The 14,408-nt window shown below is 66.8% G+C and carries 13 protein-coding genes; 9 read left to right on the forward strand and 4 right to left on the reverse strand.

Annotation, left to right across the window (positions count from 1 at the left end; genetic code table 11):
• Positions 1–183: 183 nt before the first annotated feature.
• From aroQ to lepB, 5 genes are all read left to right on the forward strand, one after another.
• Positions 184–630: a type II 3-dehydroquinate dehydratase gene (gene aroQ / locus GGQ93_RS07090; RefSeq protein WP_183215966.1), complete on the forward strand. Its 447-nt coding sequence runs from the start codon at positions 184–186 to the stop codon at positions 628–630.
• Positions 631–677: 47 nt separating this feature from the next.
• Positions 678–1,169: an acetyl-CoA carboxylase biotin carboxyl carrier protein gene (gene accB, locus GGQ93_RS07095; protein WP_054765365.1), complete on the forward strand. Its 492-nt coding sequence runs from the start codon at positions 678–680 to the stop codon at positions 1,167–1,169.
• A 9-nt stretch (positions 1,170–1,178) separates the two neighbouring features.
• The gene (gene accC, locus GGQ93_RS07100) at positions 1,179–2,531 is read left to right on the forward strand and encodes an acetyl-CoA carboxylase biotin carboxylase subunit (protein ID WP_183215968.1); all 1,353 of its coding nucleotides are present in this window, start codon (positions 1,179–1,181) and stop codon (positions 2,529–2,531) included.
• Positions 2,528–3,214 (forward strand): leucyl/phenylalanyl-tRNA--protein transferase, encoded by a 687-nt coding sequence (gene aat, locus GGQ93_RS07105; protein WP_183216111.1) that lies wholly within the window; start codon positions 2,528–2,530, stop codon positions 3,212–3,214. Before accC ends, aat begins: the two co-directional genes overlap by 4 nt.
• Before the next feature lie 84 nt (positions 3,215–3,298).
• Entirely contained in the window at positions 3,299–4,069 is a 771-nt protein-coding gene (gene lepB, locus GGQ93_RS07110; RefSeq protein WP_182713681.1) for a signal peptidase I, read from the forward strand.
• A gap of 55 nt (positions 4,070–4,124) precedes the next feature.
• Here lepB and GGQ93_RS07115 read toward each other — a convergent pair whose 3' ends face one another.
• From GGQ93_RS07115 to GGQ93_RS07125, 3 genes are read right to left on the reverse strand one after another with little or no spacing between them, the layout of a single operon-like run.
• Positions 4,125–4,448 carry an EF-hand domain-containing protein gene (locus tag GGQ93_RS07115; RefSeq protein ID WP_054765362.1) on the reverse strand — a complete coding sequence of 108 codons (324 nt, stop codon included), beginning with the start codon at positions 4,446–4,448 and terminating at the stop codon, positions 4,125–4,127.
• Between the two features lie 17 nt (positions 4,449–4,465).
• Positions 4,466–5,128 (reverse strand): DUF2155 domain-containing protein, encoded by a 663-nt coding sequence (locus tag GGQ93_RS07120; RefSeq protein ID WP_054765361.1) that lies wholly within the window; start codon positions 5,126–5,128, stop codon positions 4,466–4,468.
• Complete coding sequence (locus tag GGQ93_RS07125) at positions 5,125–5,517, reverse strand: NADH:ubiquinone oxidoreductase subunit NDUFA12 (RefSeq protein WP_054766897.1); 393 nt, start codon at positions 5,515–5,517, stop codon at positions 5,125–5,127. The genes GGQ93_RS07120 and GGQ93_RS07125 overlap by 4 nt, the downstream gene beginning before the upstream one ends.
• Before the next feature lie 244 nt (positions 5,518–5,761).
• On the opposite strand from GGQ93_RS07125, the gene GGQ93_RS07130 reads away from it, so the two are divergent.
• The 4 genes from GGQ93_RS07130 (at position 5,762) to GGQ93_RS07145 (ending at position 12,894) form a co-directional block, all read left to right on the forward strand.
• Positions 5,762–8,377 carry a PAS domain-containing protein gene (locus tag GGQ93_RS07130; RefSeq protein ID WP_224764288.1) on the forward strand — a complete coding sequence of 872 codons (2,616 nt, stop codon included), beginning with the start codon at positions 5,762–5,764 and terminating at the stop codon, positions 8,375–8,377.
• 112 nt (positions 8,378–8,489) lie between these two features.
• Positions 8,490–10,772, forward strand: a complete 2,283-nt coding sequence (locus GGQ93_RS07135) for a TonB-dependent receptor (RefSeq protein ID WP_183215972.1) — start codon at positions 8,490–8,492, stop codon at positions 10,770–10,772.
• Positions 10,769–11,344 carry a DUF2207 domain-containing protein gene (locus tag GGQ93_RS07140; RefSeq protein ID WP_224764289.1) on the forward strand — a complete coding sequence of 192 codons (576 nt, stop codon included), beginning with the start codon at positions 10,769–10,771 and terminating at the stop codon, positions 11,342–11,344. Before GGQ93_RS07135 ends, GGQ93_RS07140 begins: the two co-directional genes overlap by 4 nt.
• Before the next feature lie 2 nt (positions 11,345–11,346).
• Complete coding sequence (locus GGQ93_RS07145) at positions 11,347–12,894, forward strand: PepSY-associated TM helix domain-containing protein (protein ID WP_183215974.1); 1,548 nt, start codon at positions 11,347–11,349, stop codon at positions 12,892–12,894.
• Here the strand turns inward: GGQ93_RS07145 and GGQ93_RS07150 are convergent.
• On the reverse strand, positions 12,858–14,363 hold the full coding sequence (locus GGQ93_RS07150) for a tryptophan halogenase family protein (RefSeq protein ID WP_183215976.1): 1,506 nt from the start codon (positions 14,361–14,363) through the stop codon (positions 12,858–12,860). The genes GGQ93_RS07145 and GGQ93_RS07150 overlap by 37 nt on opposite strands.
• Between the last annotated feature and the right edge of the window lie 45 nt (positions 14,364–14,408).

Raw genomic sequence — 14,408 nt, forward strand, 5'->3', positions numbered from 1 at the left:
ATCCGTTCTCCCCCTTTTCCCCGCCTTCTCGCCCCTCCGACGGGAAATCCGTTGACGCCCGCGCGGATGACGTTAGGTCAAGCCGTTTCCACGCTGCGCTTTGACCCGCGCCGCGCCTGAGCTACAAGGCCGGCCCTGAACCGTCAGAGGTCGCCCGATTCCGGAGCCTCGTTTCGAGAACCGATGTCCGACACGTCCGTCATCCATGTGCTGAACGGCCCTAACCTGAACCTCCTGGGGGTGCGGGAGCCGGAGATCTATGGCCGCGACACCCTCGCGGACATCGAGCGGCGCTGCGTGACGGCGGCGGGCGAGGCGCAGATCGTGTTCCGCCAGACCAACCATGAAGGCGTGCTGGTGGACTGGATCCAGGAGGCGCGTGAGAAGGCGCAGGCCCTGATCCTCAACCCAGCGGCCTATGGCCACACCTCGGTCGCCCTGCACGACGCGCTGAAGACCCTGACCATACCGGTCATTGAGCTTCATCTGTCCAATCCGGCGGCGCGCGAGGCGTTCCGCCATCACTCCTATGTGTCGTCCGCGGCGACCGGCGTCATCGCCGGCTTCGGCGCGGCAGGCTATGAACTGGCCGTGCAGGCGGCCCTGACCCAGATCCGGGAACGCGCCTGAGGGCCGACCCGTTCGCAATCCAAGACGAAAGACAAAGGCGCAATCCAATGGCCGATGACAAGAAACACGCCGAGATCGACGCGTCCCTGGTTCGCCAGCTGGCCGAGATCCTGAACGAGACCGACCTGACCGAGGTCGAGGTCGAGCGCGGCGAGCTGCGCATCCGCGTGGCGCGCGAGGTCACCGTCAACGCAGCCCCCGTCCAGTACGCCGCCGCCCCGGCTCCGGCCGCTGCGCCTGCGGCCGCCGTCGCCGCGCCGGCCGCTATGCCGTCCGACCCCGCCACCATCGTCGCCCGCGCCGGCGAAGAGGTGAAGTCGCCGATGGTCGGCACCGCCTACCTGCAGCCTTCGCCGGAAGCCGCGCCCTTCGTCCAGCCGGGCGACAAGGTGAAGAAGGGTCAGACCCTGCTGATCGTCGAAGCCATGAAGACCATGAACCCGATCCAGGCGCCGCGCGACGGCGTGGTGGCTGAGATTCTGGTCGGCGACGCCCAGCCGGTCGAGTACGGCGAAGCCCTCGTCCTGCTGGAAGCCTAAGGCGCCCTGATGTTCACCAAAGTCCTGATCGCCAATCGCGGCGAGATCGCGCTTCGCATTCATCGGGCGTGCAAGGAGATGGGCATCTCCACCGTCGCCGTGCACTCCGAAGCCGACCGCGGCGCCATGTGGGTGCGGCTGGCCGATGAGAGCGTCTGCATCGGTCCCGCCTCGGCGGCCAAATCCTATCTGAACATCCCGTCGATCATCGCGGCGGCCGAGATCACCGGGGCCCAGGCGATCCACCCCGGCTACGGCTTTCTGTCGGAGAACGCGCGGTTCGCCGAGATCGTCGGCGCCCACGGCCTGACCTTCATCGGCCCCAAGCCCGAACATATCCGGGTCATGGGCGACAAGATCACCGCCAAACAGACGGTCAAGGACGCCGGCATTCCCGTGGTCCCCGGCTCGGACGGCGAGGTGGAGACGGTCGAGGCCGCCATCGAGGCGTCCAAGTCCATCGGCTTCCCCCTGATCGTCAAGGCGGCGGCGGGCGGCGGCGGACGCGGCATGAAGGTGGCCCTGACGCCTGACGACCTGATCGAGGCCGTCCAGACCGCCCAGTCCGAGGCCAAGGCCGCCTTCGGCAACGGCGCCGTCTATATGGAGCGCTACCTCCAGAAGCCGCGCCACATCGAGATCCAGGTCATCGCCGACAGCCACGGCAATGTCGTCCACCTGGGCGAACGCGACTGCTCGCTGCAGCGCCGTCACCAAAAGGTGCTGGAAGAGGCCCCCTCGCCCGCACTCTCTGCTGAAGGCAGAAAGAAGATCGGCGAGACGGTCAACAAGGCCATAGCCGCCATCGGCTATCTGGGCGTCGGCACGATCGAATTCCTGTGGGAGGACGGCGAGTTCTTCTTCATCGAGATGAACACCCGCCTGCAAGTCGAGCATCCGGTTACGGAAATGATCACCGGCGTCGATCTGGTCCGCGAACAGGTGCGGATCGCGGCCGGTCTGCCGCTGTCCTTCACCCAGGAGGACATCAAGTTCCAGGGCCACGCCATCGAGGTGCGGATCAACGCTGAAAACCCGGAGACCTTCACGCCCTCGCCGGGCAAGGTCACCGACTTCCACGCGCCGGGCGGCCTGGGCGTGCGGCTGGATAGCGCCATCTACGCCGGCTATTCGATCCCGCCCTATTACGACAGCCTGATCGGCAAGCTGATCGTCCACGGCCGCGACCGCGAGGAGGCCATCGCCCGCCTGAAGCGGTCGCTGAATGAGGTCGTGGTCGGCGGCGTGGACACCACCATCCCCCTGTTCCAGCGCCTGTTGGCCGAGCCCGACATCCTGTCCGGCGACTATGACATCCACTGGCTGGAGAAGTGGGCCGCCCGTCAGAAGGGCGACGCCTGACCGACCCCGACTACAGCGCCAGCGGGCCGTTCGGCGGCTTCGGCTCCGAGGACCTGCTGGCCTGTTACGCCCGGGGCGTCTTCCCGATGGCCGAGTCGCGCGACGATCCGCGTGTCTTCATCATCGAGCCCGAGCAGCGAGGCGTCATCCCGCTGGACGGCTTCCACATCCCCACCCGCCTGCGCCGAACCGTCCGGGGCGAGCCTTTCGAGGTACGGGTGGATACGGCCTTCGAAGCTGTGCTGGACGGCTGTGCTGCGGCGCAAGGGCCCGAGCGTCAGGACACCTGGATCAACGCGCCGATCCGCCGCCTGTACGCCGCCCTGTTCGCCCACGGCCATGTCCATTCGATCGAATGCTGGAAGGACGAACGGCTGGTGGGGGGCCTGTACGGCGTCTCCCTGGGCGGCGCCTTCTTCGGCGAAAGCATGTTCAGCCGCGAGCGGGACGCCTCAAAAGTCGCCCTGGTCCATCTGGTCGCACGGTTGAGAAAGGGTGGCTGGAGCCTGCTGGACGCCCAGTTCCTGACCGAACACCTCAGCCAGTTCGGGGCGGTCGAGACGCCCCAGGCGGCCTATCTGCGTCGCCTGAAGCCGGCGCTCAGGACTGTCGTCGACGAGACCGCCCTGTGGGGGCCGATGAGCGGCGCCGAGGCCGTCGCGCTGGCGACGGCGGGCGGCTGATTTCCGGCTGTCCGGACACGCTATTCCGGCGTCCGGACAGGTTCGCGCTGGCGACGGCGTAAGGGATGCGGCCTCTTCAGGCGCATGACCCAAGCCGCTTCAAACACCCCGCCCCTCCCCGCACGCGCCCTCTGGCGTGACGCGTTCGAGATTGCTGTGACAGTGATCGTCGCCCTCGTGTTGGCCACGGCCTTTCGCACCATCGCCTACCAGCCCTTCACCATTCCCAGCTCCTCGATGGAGCCGGGACTGGTGGTCGGCGACTACATCGTCGTCTCCAAATTCGCCTATGGCTGGAGCAGGGCCTCCCTGCCCGCAGGCCGTCCAGAGGGCGAGGGTCGGCTGGGTCAGCGTCAGCCCCGGCGGGGCGACGTCGTCGTCTTCCGCCTGCCGCGCGATCCGAAACAGGTCTGGATCAAACGGGTGATCGGCCTGCCGGGCGACGCGGTTCAGGTGCGGGGCGGAACCGTCTTCGTCAATGACCGGCCTATCCCCCAGACCCGGCTGGGCATCACCCAAGACCATGACGATCCGGCCCGCACGGTGCGGTTGGTGGCCGAGACCCTGCCCAACGGCAAACACTATGTCACCTATGACGGCGGTCCCGACCTGCCCGGCGACGACACCGAAATCTATCGGGTGCCGGCCGGCCGTTATCTGATGATGGGCGACAATCGCGACAACTCGCTGGACGGGCGCTGGCCCGCCTCGGTCGGGGTCGGTCTGTTGCCCGCCCAGAACATCATAGGAAGAGCGGAGTTCATCGCCTGGTCCTGGAAGCCGGGCGCGGCCCTGGTCAAGCCCTGGACCTGGACCCAGTTGCGCGGAGGCCGGTTCTTCGTCCCGATCCGTTAGAGCCTGATCCGTTGAGGAGGAACCGCGAAGCGGTTCCGTCCGAAACGATCATGCTCTAGCGGGCGCGGAACTCTTCGAAGCTAAGACGGCCGTCATGGTCGCGGTCCAGGCGATCAAAGGCGGTTCGGGTCGGCGTCACGCTCTCAGCCAGGGACGGCGCGGCGACGCCCCCCAGGGCCAGGGCGGCCAGAACCGCCGCCAGGAGCAGGCGGCCGTCGAACCGGCGTGGACGCGCGGCCAGTTCGGCGTCGATGAAACGGCGAAGCACGTCGCTGGCGGTGCGGCCCTCGGCGCGGCAACGCGCCATGAAGGCCGTCTTGGTGTCGTGCGGCAGACGGATTTCGATGGTCTCCGTCTTCTTCAGCGGCCGAGGCGCCATGTCGCCGCCCGCCCCGCTCAGTTCTTACAGCCTACGACCCAGGCGTCGTAGTTCGGGTGCTGAAGCCCGCTGACGGCCGGAGACGAGGCGAACATCCAACCGCGGAAGACTTGGCGCGGCTCGGCCGAGGCGGCGCCTCGGCTCTGAACCGCGACCTGAAGATAGGCGATGGCGTCTTCGGTCAGTTCGTCGGGCGTGGAGACTTCGCAGGCGCGGGCGGTGAAGATCAGATTCTTGTTGAACCGGACCGGCCGACCGCCGACCTCGACCTCGAACTTCATCGTCTCGGCCGTGGTCTTGTCCAGGGCCTGGATGACGGCGAACTTGCGCCGCTGACGGCGGGCTGGAGTCTCGGGCTGTTCGATCGGCTTTTCGGCCACCGGCGCTTCCGCCTCGACCTCTTCCTCGGCTTTTTCGGCCACGGCCGCGTCCTCGGCGATTTGAACCGACGGTGGAGGAGAGACGGCGATCGGCGCGCGAGGCGCAGGCGTGCCAGAGGGGGCCGTCTCGGTCGGGACGGCCGGCGTCGCCGGCGTGTTTCTCAGGATTTCGCCGATCGGATCCTGTTGAACCGGACGCGCGTCGCGGGGCGCATCCTGAAGGACGCTGGCGGTGACCGCCCCGGCGCTGAGCGCCAGCACGAGGCTCGCCCCAGCCGTCAGCAGCCGATTCCGTCTCACTCGGGCGTCCAGGCCTGATAATCGCCCGTGGCCGCCGGGCGCTTGGCCTCTGCGGCCAGCGAGCCCTGCGGACGCCAAGCCATGGGCGTGCCCGTCAGATTGGGCAGATGGTCCTTTTCCCACGGGCGGCGCAACAGGGGCGCCTCGGTCGGCGGCAGGTCAAAGGTGTAACGCAGCCAGCCGTGCCAGTCCGGCGACACCTTCGTGGCGTCTGCATAGCCTTCATAGACGACCCAGCGACGCTTGCGGCCGTCATAGCTGGAGTGGTCCTTGGCCTCGTAATATTTGTTGCCGAACTCATCGGTCCCGACGAAGCGGCCGCGCTTGGCGATCGTAAACAGGGTGCCGATCGTGGCCCCATTCCACCAGGCGAAAATTTTGTTCAGCACGTCGTCAAACCCACGCGAAAAGACGCCGCGGGCGAAACCCCGACGGTCTGGCGCGATCATAGAAACCCCAGCCCCGTTCGTCCAGCATTGAGGCGCGCCGACGGCGGCTGGCCGCTTTCGATCCTTTCCGCGCGACGCGAGGGGAAAGGATCAAACCTAAACCTGTGAATCTGTTTAGAACCGAACTGCCCTCGGGGGTGTTTTAAGCGTCGCCCTTTCGGCGGATCACTTGAGGATGCGAGATTTGGACAAGGACAGGCGGAACGCCAACGACGGTCAGGTGGAGGCCCTGGACGCCGAGCGAATCGCCGATGAGGTCGCTGGCATCGACCGCGGGACCGATCCCTTCGTCGCCGCCGTGCGGGCGACCCGCATGCCGATGATTGTGACAAACCCTCGTCTGCCGGATAATCCGGTCGTCTTCGCCAATGACGCCTTCTGCCGGTTGACCGGCTATGAGCGGTCCGAAATTCTCGGTCGAAACTGCCGGTTCCTGCAAGGGCCGGAGACCGAGCCGGAGACGGTCAAGCGCATCCACAGGGCTGTGAAAGACGCCGCGCCGATCGAGATCGACATCCGCAACTATCGCAAGGACGGGTCCGCCTTCTGGAACCGCCTGTTGCTGGCGCCGGTCTATGACGGCTACGGCGACCTGGCCTATTTCTTCGCCAGTCAGTTGGACGTCACACGCGACCGGGAAAAGGTCGAGGGGCTGAAATCCCGCAACGCCGCCCTGTCGGCGGAGCTGACGAACCGCCTGACCCTTGCGCAGGAACGCGAGCGCGAACTTGAGCTGGCGATGGCCGCCGGGGGGCTGGGCGCCTGGAGCGTGGATGTCGCCAGCCGATCCTTGGCGGCCTCGGAGGCCTACAAGGCCTTGCTGGGATGGCCGAGCGATCGGCCGATGACCTATGAGGATCGTCAGTCGCTGATCCACCCTGAGGATCGCGACGCCGTTCGCGCCCAGAGCGACGCCACGATTAACGACGGCGCGGACTACGACATCACCCACCGCATCGTGACGCCCCAGGGCGAAACCCGCTGGATGAAGGCGCGCGGCGTGCTGATCAGCGATGCGGACGGCGCGCCGCTTCGTATCGCGGGCGTGACCCAGGACATCACCCGCGAAGTGCGGTCCCAGAAGATGCGGACCGCCCTGGTGGAGCTGTCGGACGCCCTGCGCGATCTGGACGACCCCGCCGACATCTCCTACGCAGCGGCCCAGGTTCTGGGCCGCACCCTGGAGGTCAGCCGCGCCGGTTACGGCCTGGTCGATCGACAGGCCGAGACGATCACCATCGACCGCGACTGGAACGCGCCTGGAATAAAGACGCTGGCCGGCGTGCTGCACTTCCGCGACTACGGCTCCTACATCGAGGAGCTGAAGCGCGGCGAGACCGCCGTGATCGCCGACGCGCGGCTGGACCCCCGCACGTCCCAGACGGCCCAGGCGCTGGAGGCCATCAGTGCGCGCGCCTTCGTCAACATGCCCTTGACCGAACAGGGCGGTCTGGTGGCCCTGCTCTATCTGAACCACGCCACGACCCGTGCATGGCCTGAAGACGAAATGGCCTTCATCCGCGACGTGGCCGAGCGGACTCGCGCCGCGACGGAACGCCGACGGGTCGAGCGCAACCTCGCGGACCTGGCGGCTTCTCTGGAACGTCAAGTCGAAGAGCGGACCGCCGCCTTGATGAAGAGCGAGGAGGCTCTGCGCCAATCCCAGAAGATGGAGGCGGTCGGACAGCTCACCGGCGGCATCGCCCATGACTTCAACAATCTGCTGACGGGCATAACCGGAAGCCTGGATCTGTTGGCCAAGCGGCTGGCCGAAGGGCGGATCAATGAGGCGGATCGCTTCATCACCGCCGCCCAGGGCGCCGCGCGCCGCGCCTCGTCCCTGACTCACCGCCTGCTGGCCTTCTCGCGTCGCCAGACCCTGGCCCCTCGCCCCACCGATCTGGCCCGGCTGGCGAGGGGGATGGAGGAGCTGATCCAGCGCACCATGGGGCCGGGCATCACCGTCGAAGCCGTGCACGGGGGCGGTCTGTGGCCCGTGCTGGTGGATCCGGGTCAGTTGGAAAACGCCTTGCTGAACCTGTGCATCAACGCCCGAGACGCCATGCCCGAGGGCGGCAAACTGACCATCGAAAGCGGCAATCGCTGGCTGGACGAGCGGGTGGCGGCGGAATGCGAACTGCCGCCGGGCCAATATGTGTCGCTGTGCGTGTCCGATACGGGCGCAGGCATGGCGCCGGACGTCGTGGCTAGGGCCTTCGAACCCTTCTTCACCACCAAGCCGATCGGCCAGGGCACGGGTCTGGGCCTGTCGATGATCTATGGATTCGCCCGCCAGTCAGGCGGACAGGTCCGAATCTATTCGGAACCGGGCCAAGGGACGATGGTCTGCCTGTACCTGCCCCGCCACCTGGGCGCGGCCGAAGCGCCCGAGCCGACGCCGAGCGCGGCCGACACGCCCCAGGCGACGGCGGGCCAGACGATCCTGATCGTGGACGACGAACCGACGGTGCGGATGCTGGCCTCGGAAGTCCTGGGTCAGTTGGGTTACGCGACCATGGAGGCCGAGGACGGAAAGGCCGGCCTCGCGACCCTGAACACCGACCGCCCCATCGATCTCCTGATCACCGACGTCGGCTTGCCTGGCGGGATGAACGGCCGCCAGGTGGCCGACGCCGCGCGCGCGGTCCGACCCGATCTGAAGGTGTTGTTCGTCACCGGCTATGCCGAGAACGCCGTCCTCAGCCACGGCCACCTCGACCCGGGAATGCACATACTGACCAAGCCCTTCGCCATGGACGAACTGGCCCGGCGGGTTAAGGCCATCCTCACCGCCGACTGAGACCCGATCCGCCGAAACATCGGAACGGCTCAGATTATTTTGAGAATGCGATTGACTCGCATTACTGACCCTTTTACGGCGCTCCGCACGAACTCAGCGAGCGGGGGATGCCATGTCGCGACTTCACCTTCTGGCCTCTACGGCCATCGCCGTTCTGGCTCTGAGCCCGCTTGGGGCCAGGGCGCAAACGGGCGATCAGACGACGACGCTGGATGAGATCGTCGTCACCGGCGAAAAGACGGATCGCTCGTTGCAGGACACCCCGACCAGCGTCGGCGTCGTCACCGCGCGCCGGATCAACCAAGAAGCCATCCAGTCGCTGGCCGAAATCTTCCAGCGCACCGCCAACATGTCCGAGACCTACGGCCACAACGGCTTCACGATTCGGGGCATCAACAACAACGGCGTGTCGGGCGGCGGCGACTCTTCCCTGGCGACCATCTATGTCGATGGCGCGCCCCTGCCCGCCGCCATCACGTTCAACGGTCCGACCGACGTCTGGGACATGCGTCAGGTGGAGGTCTTCCGCGGACCGCAATCGACGCTGCAAGGTCTGAACGCCCTGGCCGGCGCCGTGGTGATGCGGACCGTGGACCCGACCTTCGACTGGGACCTTCGCACCCGCGCCACCATCGCCTCGCCTGACGAAACCACATTGGCGGTCGCCGGAGGCGGGCCTCTTATCGCGGACGAGCTGGCGTTCCGCCTGTCGGCTGAAAAGCGGGACGGCGACGGCTTCACGCACAATGTGACCCTGGACCAGCCTGAAGACCCGGTCGACAGTCTGACGGTGCGGGGACGGCTGCTGTGGACGCCCAAGGCTCTGCCGGGATTCGAGGCGCGCCTGGGCTACACCCGGTTCGAAAGCGACGGCGGCTACCTGTTCGTCTACACCAACACCAATGCGCCGGACTTCTACGAGAACCGGCGGGCTTTCTCGGACACGGCCAACCTGAGCCATGTCGAGGCCGATCTGGCGACCCTTGAGCTAACCCAAAGGCTGTCCGACCGGCTGTCGATCTCGGCCGTGACCTCCTGGAGCGATGTGGCCCAGCGTGTTCAGTACGACGGCGACGGGACGGCCCAGGCCGTCAGCTACGGCAAGAACGGCGACGACTTCGAGACCCTGACCCAGGAGTTGCGCCTCAACTATCAAGGCGACCGTCTGCACGGCCTGATCGGCGCCTTCTATTATGATCGCGATCAGAGGCGCATTTCGGCCAGCCGCACCGACGTGCCGACGCCGGTCAACACCATTGCGGGCCTCCTGAGCGCCGGCGGCTTCCCGACCTCCGCCGCAGCCGCCATCGCCGCCCAATACGCCGCCGTCCTGCCCGTCATTCCCGTGGACTATACGGGCGATTTTCCGGCCCAGGTCACGACCTACGCCCTGTTCGGCGACGGCGAGTGGAACCTGACCGACCGCCTGTCGATCGTGGGCGGCTTCCGCTGGGATCATGAGGAAAACACCACCCAGGTCACGCAATCGGCCCGGTTCGCCGGCGTCTATCCCGATCCGGCGGCCTTCGGCGCGGCGGGTTCGCCCCTGTATCTGGCTGTGACCGGAATCAATGCCGGGGTGGCCGCCATGGTGGCCCAGGCGGGATCGGCCACGCCCCCCGCCACGCGAGAGTTCGAGGCCTTTCTGCCCAAGCTGGGCGTACTCTACGACCTGACGCCGGACGTGACCGCAGGTTTCGTCGTCCAGCGCGGCTATCGTTCCGGCGGATCCAGCAGCAATACGGCCCGATCCCAGCTGTTCGCCTATGACCCCGAATACACTTGGAATTATGAGGCGTCCCTGCGCTCCGCCTGGCTGGACGGCGCCCTGACCGTCAACGCCAACGCCTATTATGTCGATTGGACCGACCAGCAGGTCTATGTGAACTTCGGCATCAACCTGTACGACAGCCACACGGTCAACGCCGGTCGGTCGCATCTGTACGGGTTCGAGATCGAGACGGCGCACCGGCTCTCGTCCACCTTCGACTGGTACGCCTCTGCCGGCTACACCCGCACCCATTTCGACGAGTTCACGACGACGGTGAACGGCCAGACCAGCGATCTGACCGGCTCGGAATTTTCCTTCGCCCCCCGTTGGACCCTGGCCCTGGGCGGCAACTACCGCTGGGGCGACGGCTTCGTCGCCAATCTGAACGCCAACTATCGATCCGAGGTGTTCACCAGCACGGGATTCAGCCAGGGCGACAGCCGCGTCAGCGGCCGCACCCTGGTCAATGGAAAGATCGGCTATGAGACCGGCCCCTGGGGCGCCTATGTCTACGCCAAGAACCTCTTCGACGAACACTATATGAGCTACGACCGCGCCCAGACGAACCAGGCCGTCCTGGGCGATCCGCGGGTCGTGGGCCTGATGCTTCAGGCGCGCTGGTGAGCCCGGAGACGATCACCGTTCTCGCGTCGATCCCGCTGATCGCCGGCGGGGTCGGCGGGGCGCGGTTGCTGCGCCGCGCCTGGGGGGATCGCACCGCGCGACGTCCGTTGTGGATCATCGGCGGCTGGGCGGTCCTGGCCGCACTCGTCTTCGCTTCCGCCTTCTGGCTGGGGCCGGCGCGTGGTCCCTTCATCGCCGTGACGCTGATCTCGGTCTGTGTCCTTCTGGTGGTGTCCTGGGGCATGGAACGGCGCACCGCGCGCGGACGGGCCGAACGCAGCCTGGCGCCCGAACCGTCCAACCGGGGCGCCAAGGCCTGGCGCGGCTGGCTTCGCGCCCTTTTGGCCGGACCGATCGGCATGATCGCCGCCATGGGCACCGCCATCGCCTTCGTCGCCTTCTGTCCCGGCGCGGCCGAGACCCGGCTGGTGCTGGGCGGACTTCTGGCGCCCTTGCTGTGGGGCGCCGCCATGGCCTGGACCCTGGCCGACGACAAGATCCTGCGCGCCACCGCCGTCCTGGTCGGCGTCAGCCTGGCGACCTTCGCCGCCGCCATGCTCAAGGGGTTCTGACGATGAAGGACAACCGCCTCGATCCCGCGCCCAAAAAGGCCGGCAGGCCGATCTGGCCCAAGGTCCCGGCTGGATTCGTCCGGTCCGTCCTGGCAGGCCACTCCGCCCTCGGCTTGGCCTTCGCAGCCTTGATCTATCTGGTCTGCTTCTCAGGATCGGTCGCCGTCTTCGCGCGGGAGTTCCAGCGTTGGGAACAGCCGAATGCGACGCCCATCGCCGCAGTGACGCCGGCCGCCCTGCAGACCGCCATGGAACAGGCCATCGCTCGTTCCTCGACGACGGTGGAGCATGTCCGCATCCTGCCCCCCACCCCGGACCTGCCTCGCTTGACGGTGAGCACGGACGCCGACGGCGTGGAGCATACCTACGCCGCGGATGCGGCCGGGCGACTGGGGGATGAAGGCGAGGCCGTCTGGACTGAGTTCATGGTCCTGCTGCACACCGCCCTGCATCTGCCCCGCGCCTGGGGCGGCTTCGTCGTGGGCCTGACGGGGGTCGCCCTTCTGTCCTCGCTGATCTCTGGCGTCCTAGCCCATCCGCGCGTGTTCAAGGACGCCTTTCATCTACGCTGGGGCGGCGCCAAGCGGCTGCAGGAAGCCGATCTGCACAATCGGGCGGGTGTGTGGGCCCTGCCCTTTCACGTCATCGTCTCGCTGACGGGCGCCTTGTTGGGCCTCAGCACCCTCATCGTCGGAATTCTGGCCTTGGCCATGTTCCAGGGCGACACCTCCAAGGCCTACGCGCTTTTCGTTCCGGTCATCCCCGACGACCCGCGCCCGGCGGTCGCCCCGCCCAACCTGGCCGCCGCAATCGAGACGGCCCAGCGGCTGGCGCCCGATGCGCGGCCGACCTTCATCAGCATCGAACACCCTGCGGAACAGGGGCAGACGGTCGTGGTCAACGTCGCCAAACCCAATCGGGTGATGGCGGGCTCCAACCTCTATTTCGACGGACAGGGTCGCCTGCTCAACATCAGCCGCACGGCTGAGCCGAACCTGGGGCAGAAGATTCTGGCCTCCCTGGGGCCGCTGCATTTCGGCTGGTTCGGCGGCATCGTCGTCAAGATCGCCTATGGACTGCTGGGTCTGGCCTTGACGGCGGTGACGGCCAGCGGCGTCGCCATCTGGCTGGCGCGGCGACGCGACAAGGGCCGCCCCGCGCCGCGGTGGGAACGGATCTGGATCGGCGCGGTCTGGAGCCAACCCCTCGCCTTCGCCGCCTCGGCCCTTATTGTCCTGGGCTTGTCCTCCACCGCCGCCTCGACGCCCCTACTGGTCTGGGGTCTGGTCACGGGGACGACCCTGGGACTGTCAGTCTGGGTCGAACCGGCGCGCTTGTCGCGCATCCTGCGGCTCGTCTCCGCCGTCGCCCTGGGGCTGGTCGTGCTGACACACCTGGTTCGCCACGGCGCCCATTACGAAGACTCCGCCGCCTGGGCCATGAACGGCGCCCTGGCCGCCATCGCCGCCCTCCTGGCCTGGACGGTTCTAAGGCCTGCAATCCGCCGGACGAGTCAGGCGGCGACCGCGGAACAGACCCGGGCCACATAGTCGGCGTGGGACGGCATGACCGCCACGCATTTGCCGATCACCGTCTCCACATCGTTCAGGAACCGCTCGATCTCCGCTTCGGGCGTGACGTCGACCAGCGGATCATAGCCGGCGGGGATCACACCCTGGCCCAGGAAGACCTGGATCCAGCTTTCCTCGGTGAACAGCTCGTCGTCCTCCCGGAAGACCCGGCCGTTGGCGCGGAACAGGTCCATCTTGCGCTGGAGGGTGTCGGGAACGGCCATGTCGCGGCAATCCCGCCAGAAGGGCGTGTCGTCCCGATAGGTCGCCTTGTAATGCAGGATGACGAAGTCGCGGATCCGCTCATATTCAAAGTCCATCTGACGATTGAACTCGGCGATGGTGGTCGGGTCGAAACCGCCGTCCGGCATCAGTCGCACCAGACGGGTCAGGACCGACTGGATCAGGTGCAGGCTGGTGGATTCCAAAGGCTCCAGAAAGCCGGAGGCCAGACCGGCCGCGACGCAGTTCTTGTTCCAGACCTGGCGTCGCTTGCCCGCGACGAAACGGATGCGATTGGGTTCGGCCAGCTGTTCCCCATCCAGATTGGACAGCAGAATCCGTTCGGCCTCCGCCTCGTCCATATAGCGGCTGGAATAGACGTGGCCGTTGCCGGTGCGGTGCTGCAACGGAATGCGCCACTGCCATCCGGCCGGCCGGGCGGTGGCGCGCGTGTAGGGGGTGAAGGGTTCGGTGCGGGCGCAGGGCACGGCCAAGGCCCTGTCGCAGGGCAGCCAATGGGTCCAGTCCTCATAGCCGGTCTTCATCGCCTCTTCGATGATCAGGCCGCGAAAGCCCGAGCAGTCGATGAAGAGATCGGCCGCCTCCACCGCCCCGTCCTCCATCGTCACTGACTGGACGAAGCCGTCGTCGGGCCGCAACTGAACCGAGGCGATCTTGCCCTCGCGCCGTCGCACCCCCGCCGCCTCCGACAGGCCGCGCAGATATTTAGCGTAAAGACCGGCGTCAAAATGGAAGGCGTGGGCGATATGGCCCAGCGGCGAACCATTTCTCTGGGGATCGGCCCGCATGAAACGGTTCTGCAAGGCCGCCGCCGTATTGATCGAATAGGCGGCGAAGTCCGACGCGCGACCCGCAGCGCGCATCTTCAGCCAGTATTGGTGGCAGCGCAGCCATTCCAGATCGCGCCCGATGACGCCGAAGCCGTGGATGTAGCTGGAGCCGATCCGGTCCCAGTCGATGAACTGGATGCCCAGTTTGAAACTGGCCTGGGTCCGCCGCATGAAGTCGGCCTCGTCCAAACCGATCAGCGCGTTGAAGGTCTTGATGGCTGGAATGGTCGCTTCGCCCACGCCGACCGTGCCGATCGCTTCCGATTCGATCAGGGTGATGTCGTAAAGCCCCCGAAACAGGCGGGAGAACAAGGCCGCCGCCATCCAGCCGGCCGAACCGCCCCCGACGATCAGGATCTTCTTCAACTGGCGCACGCTCACATTTCCTCGTTTTTCGGGAAACTTGGCAGCAAGCGACGC

Origin of the sequence: Brevundimonas aurantiaca, from assembly GCF_014199955.1 — a bacterium.
Taxonomy (GTDB): Bacteria; Pseudomonadota; Alphaproteobacteria; order Caulobacterales; family Caulobacteraceae; genus Brevundimonas; species Brevundimonas aurantiaca.

What these genes read in the sequence shown, in the direction of transcription:
- aroQ (WP_183215966.1), top strand. Translation starts at nt 184, where the DNA reads ATGTCCGACACGTCCGTCATCCATGTGCTGAACGGCCCTAACCTGAAC.
- accB (WP_054765365.1), top strand. Translation starts at nt 678, where the DNA reads ATGGCCGATGACAAGAAACACGCCGAGATCGACGCGTCCCTGGTTCGC.
- accC (WP_183215968.1), top strand. Translation starts at nt 1,179, where the DNA reads ATGTTCACCAAAGTCCTGATCGCCAATCGCGGCGAGATCGCGCTTCGC.
- lepB (WP_182713681.1), top strand. Translation starts at nt 3,299, where the DNA reads ATGACCCAAGCCGCTTCAAACACCCCGCCCCTCCCCGCACGCGCCCTC.
- GGQ93_RS07115 (WP_054765362.1), bottom strand. Translation starts at nt 4,448, where the DNA reads ATGGCGCCTCGGCCGCTGAAGAAGACGGAGACCATCGAAATCCGTCTG.
- GGQ93_RS07135 (WP_183215972.1), top strand. Translation starts at nt 8,490, where the DNA reads ATGTCGCGACTTCACCTTCTGGCCTCTACGGCCATCGCCGTTCTGGCT.
- GGQ93_RS07145 (WP_183215974.1), top strand. Translation starts at nt 11,347, where the DNA reads ATGAAGGACAACCGCCTCGATCCCGCGCCCAAAAAGGCCGGCAGGCCG.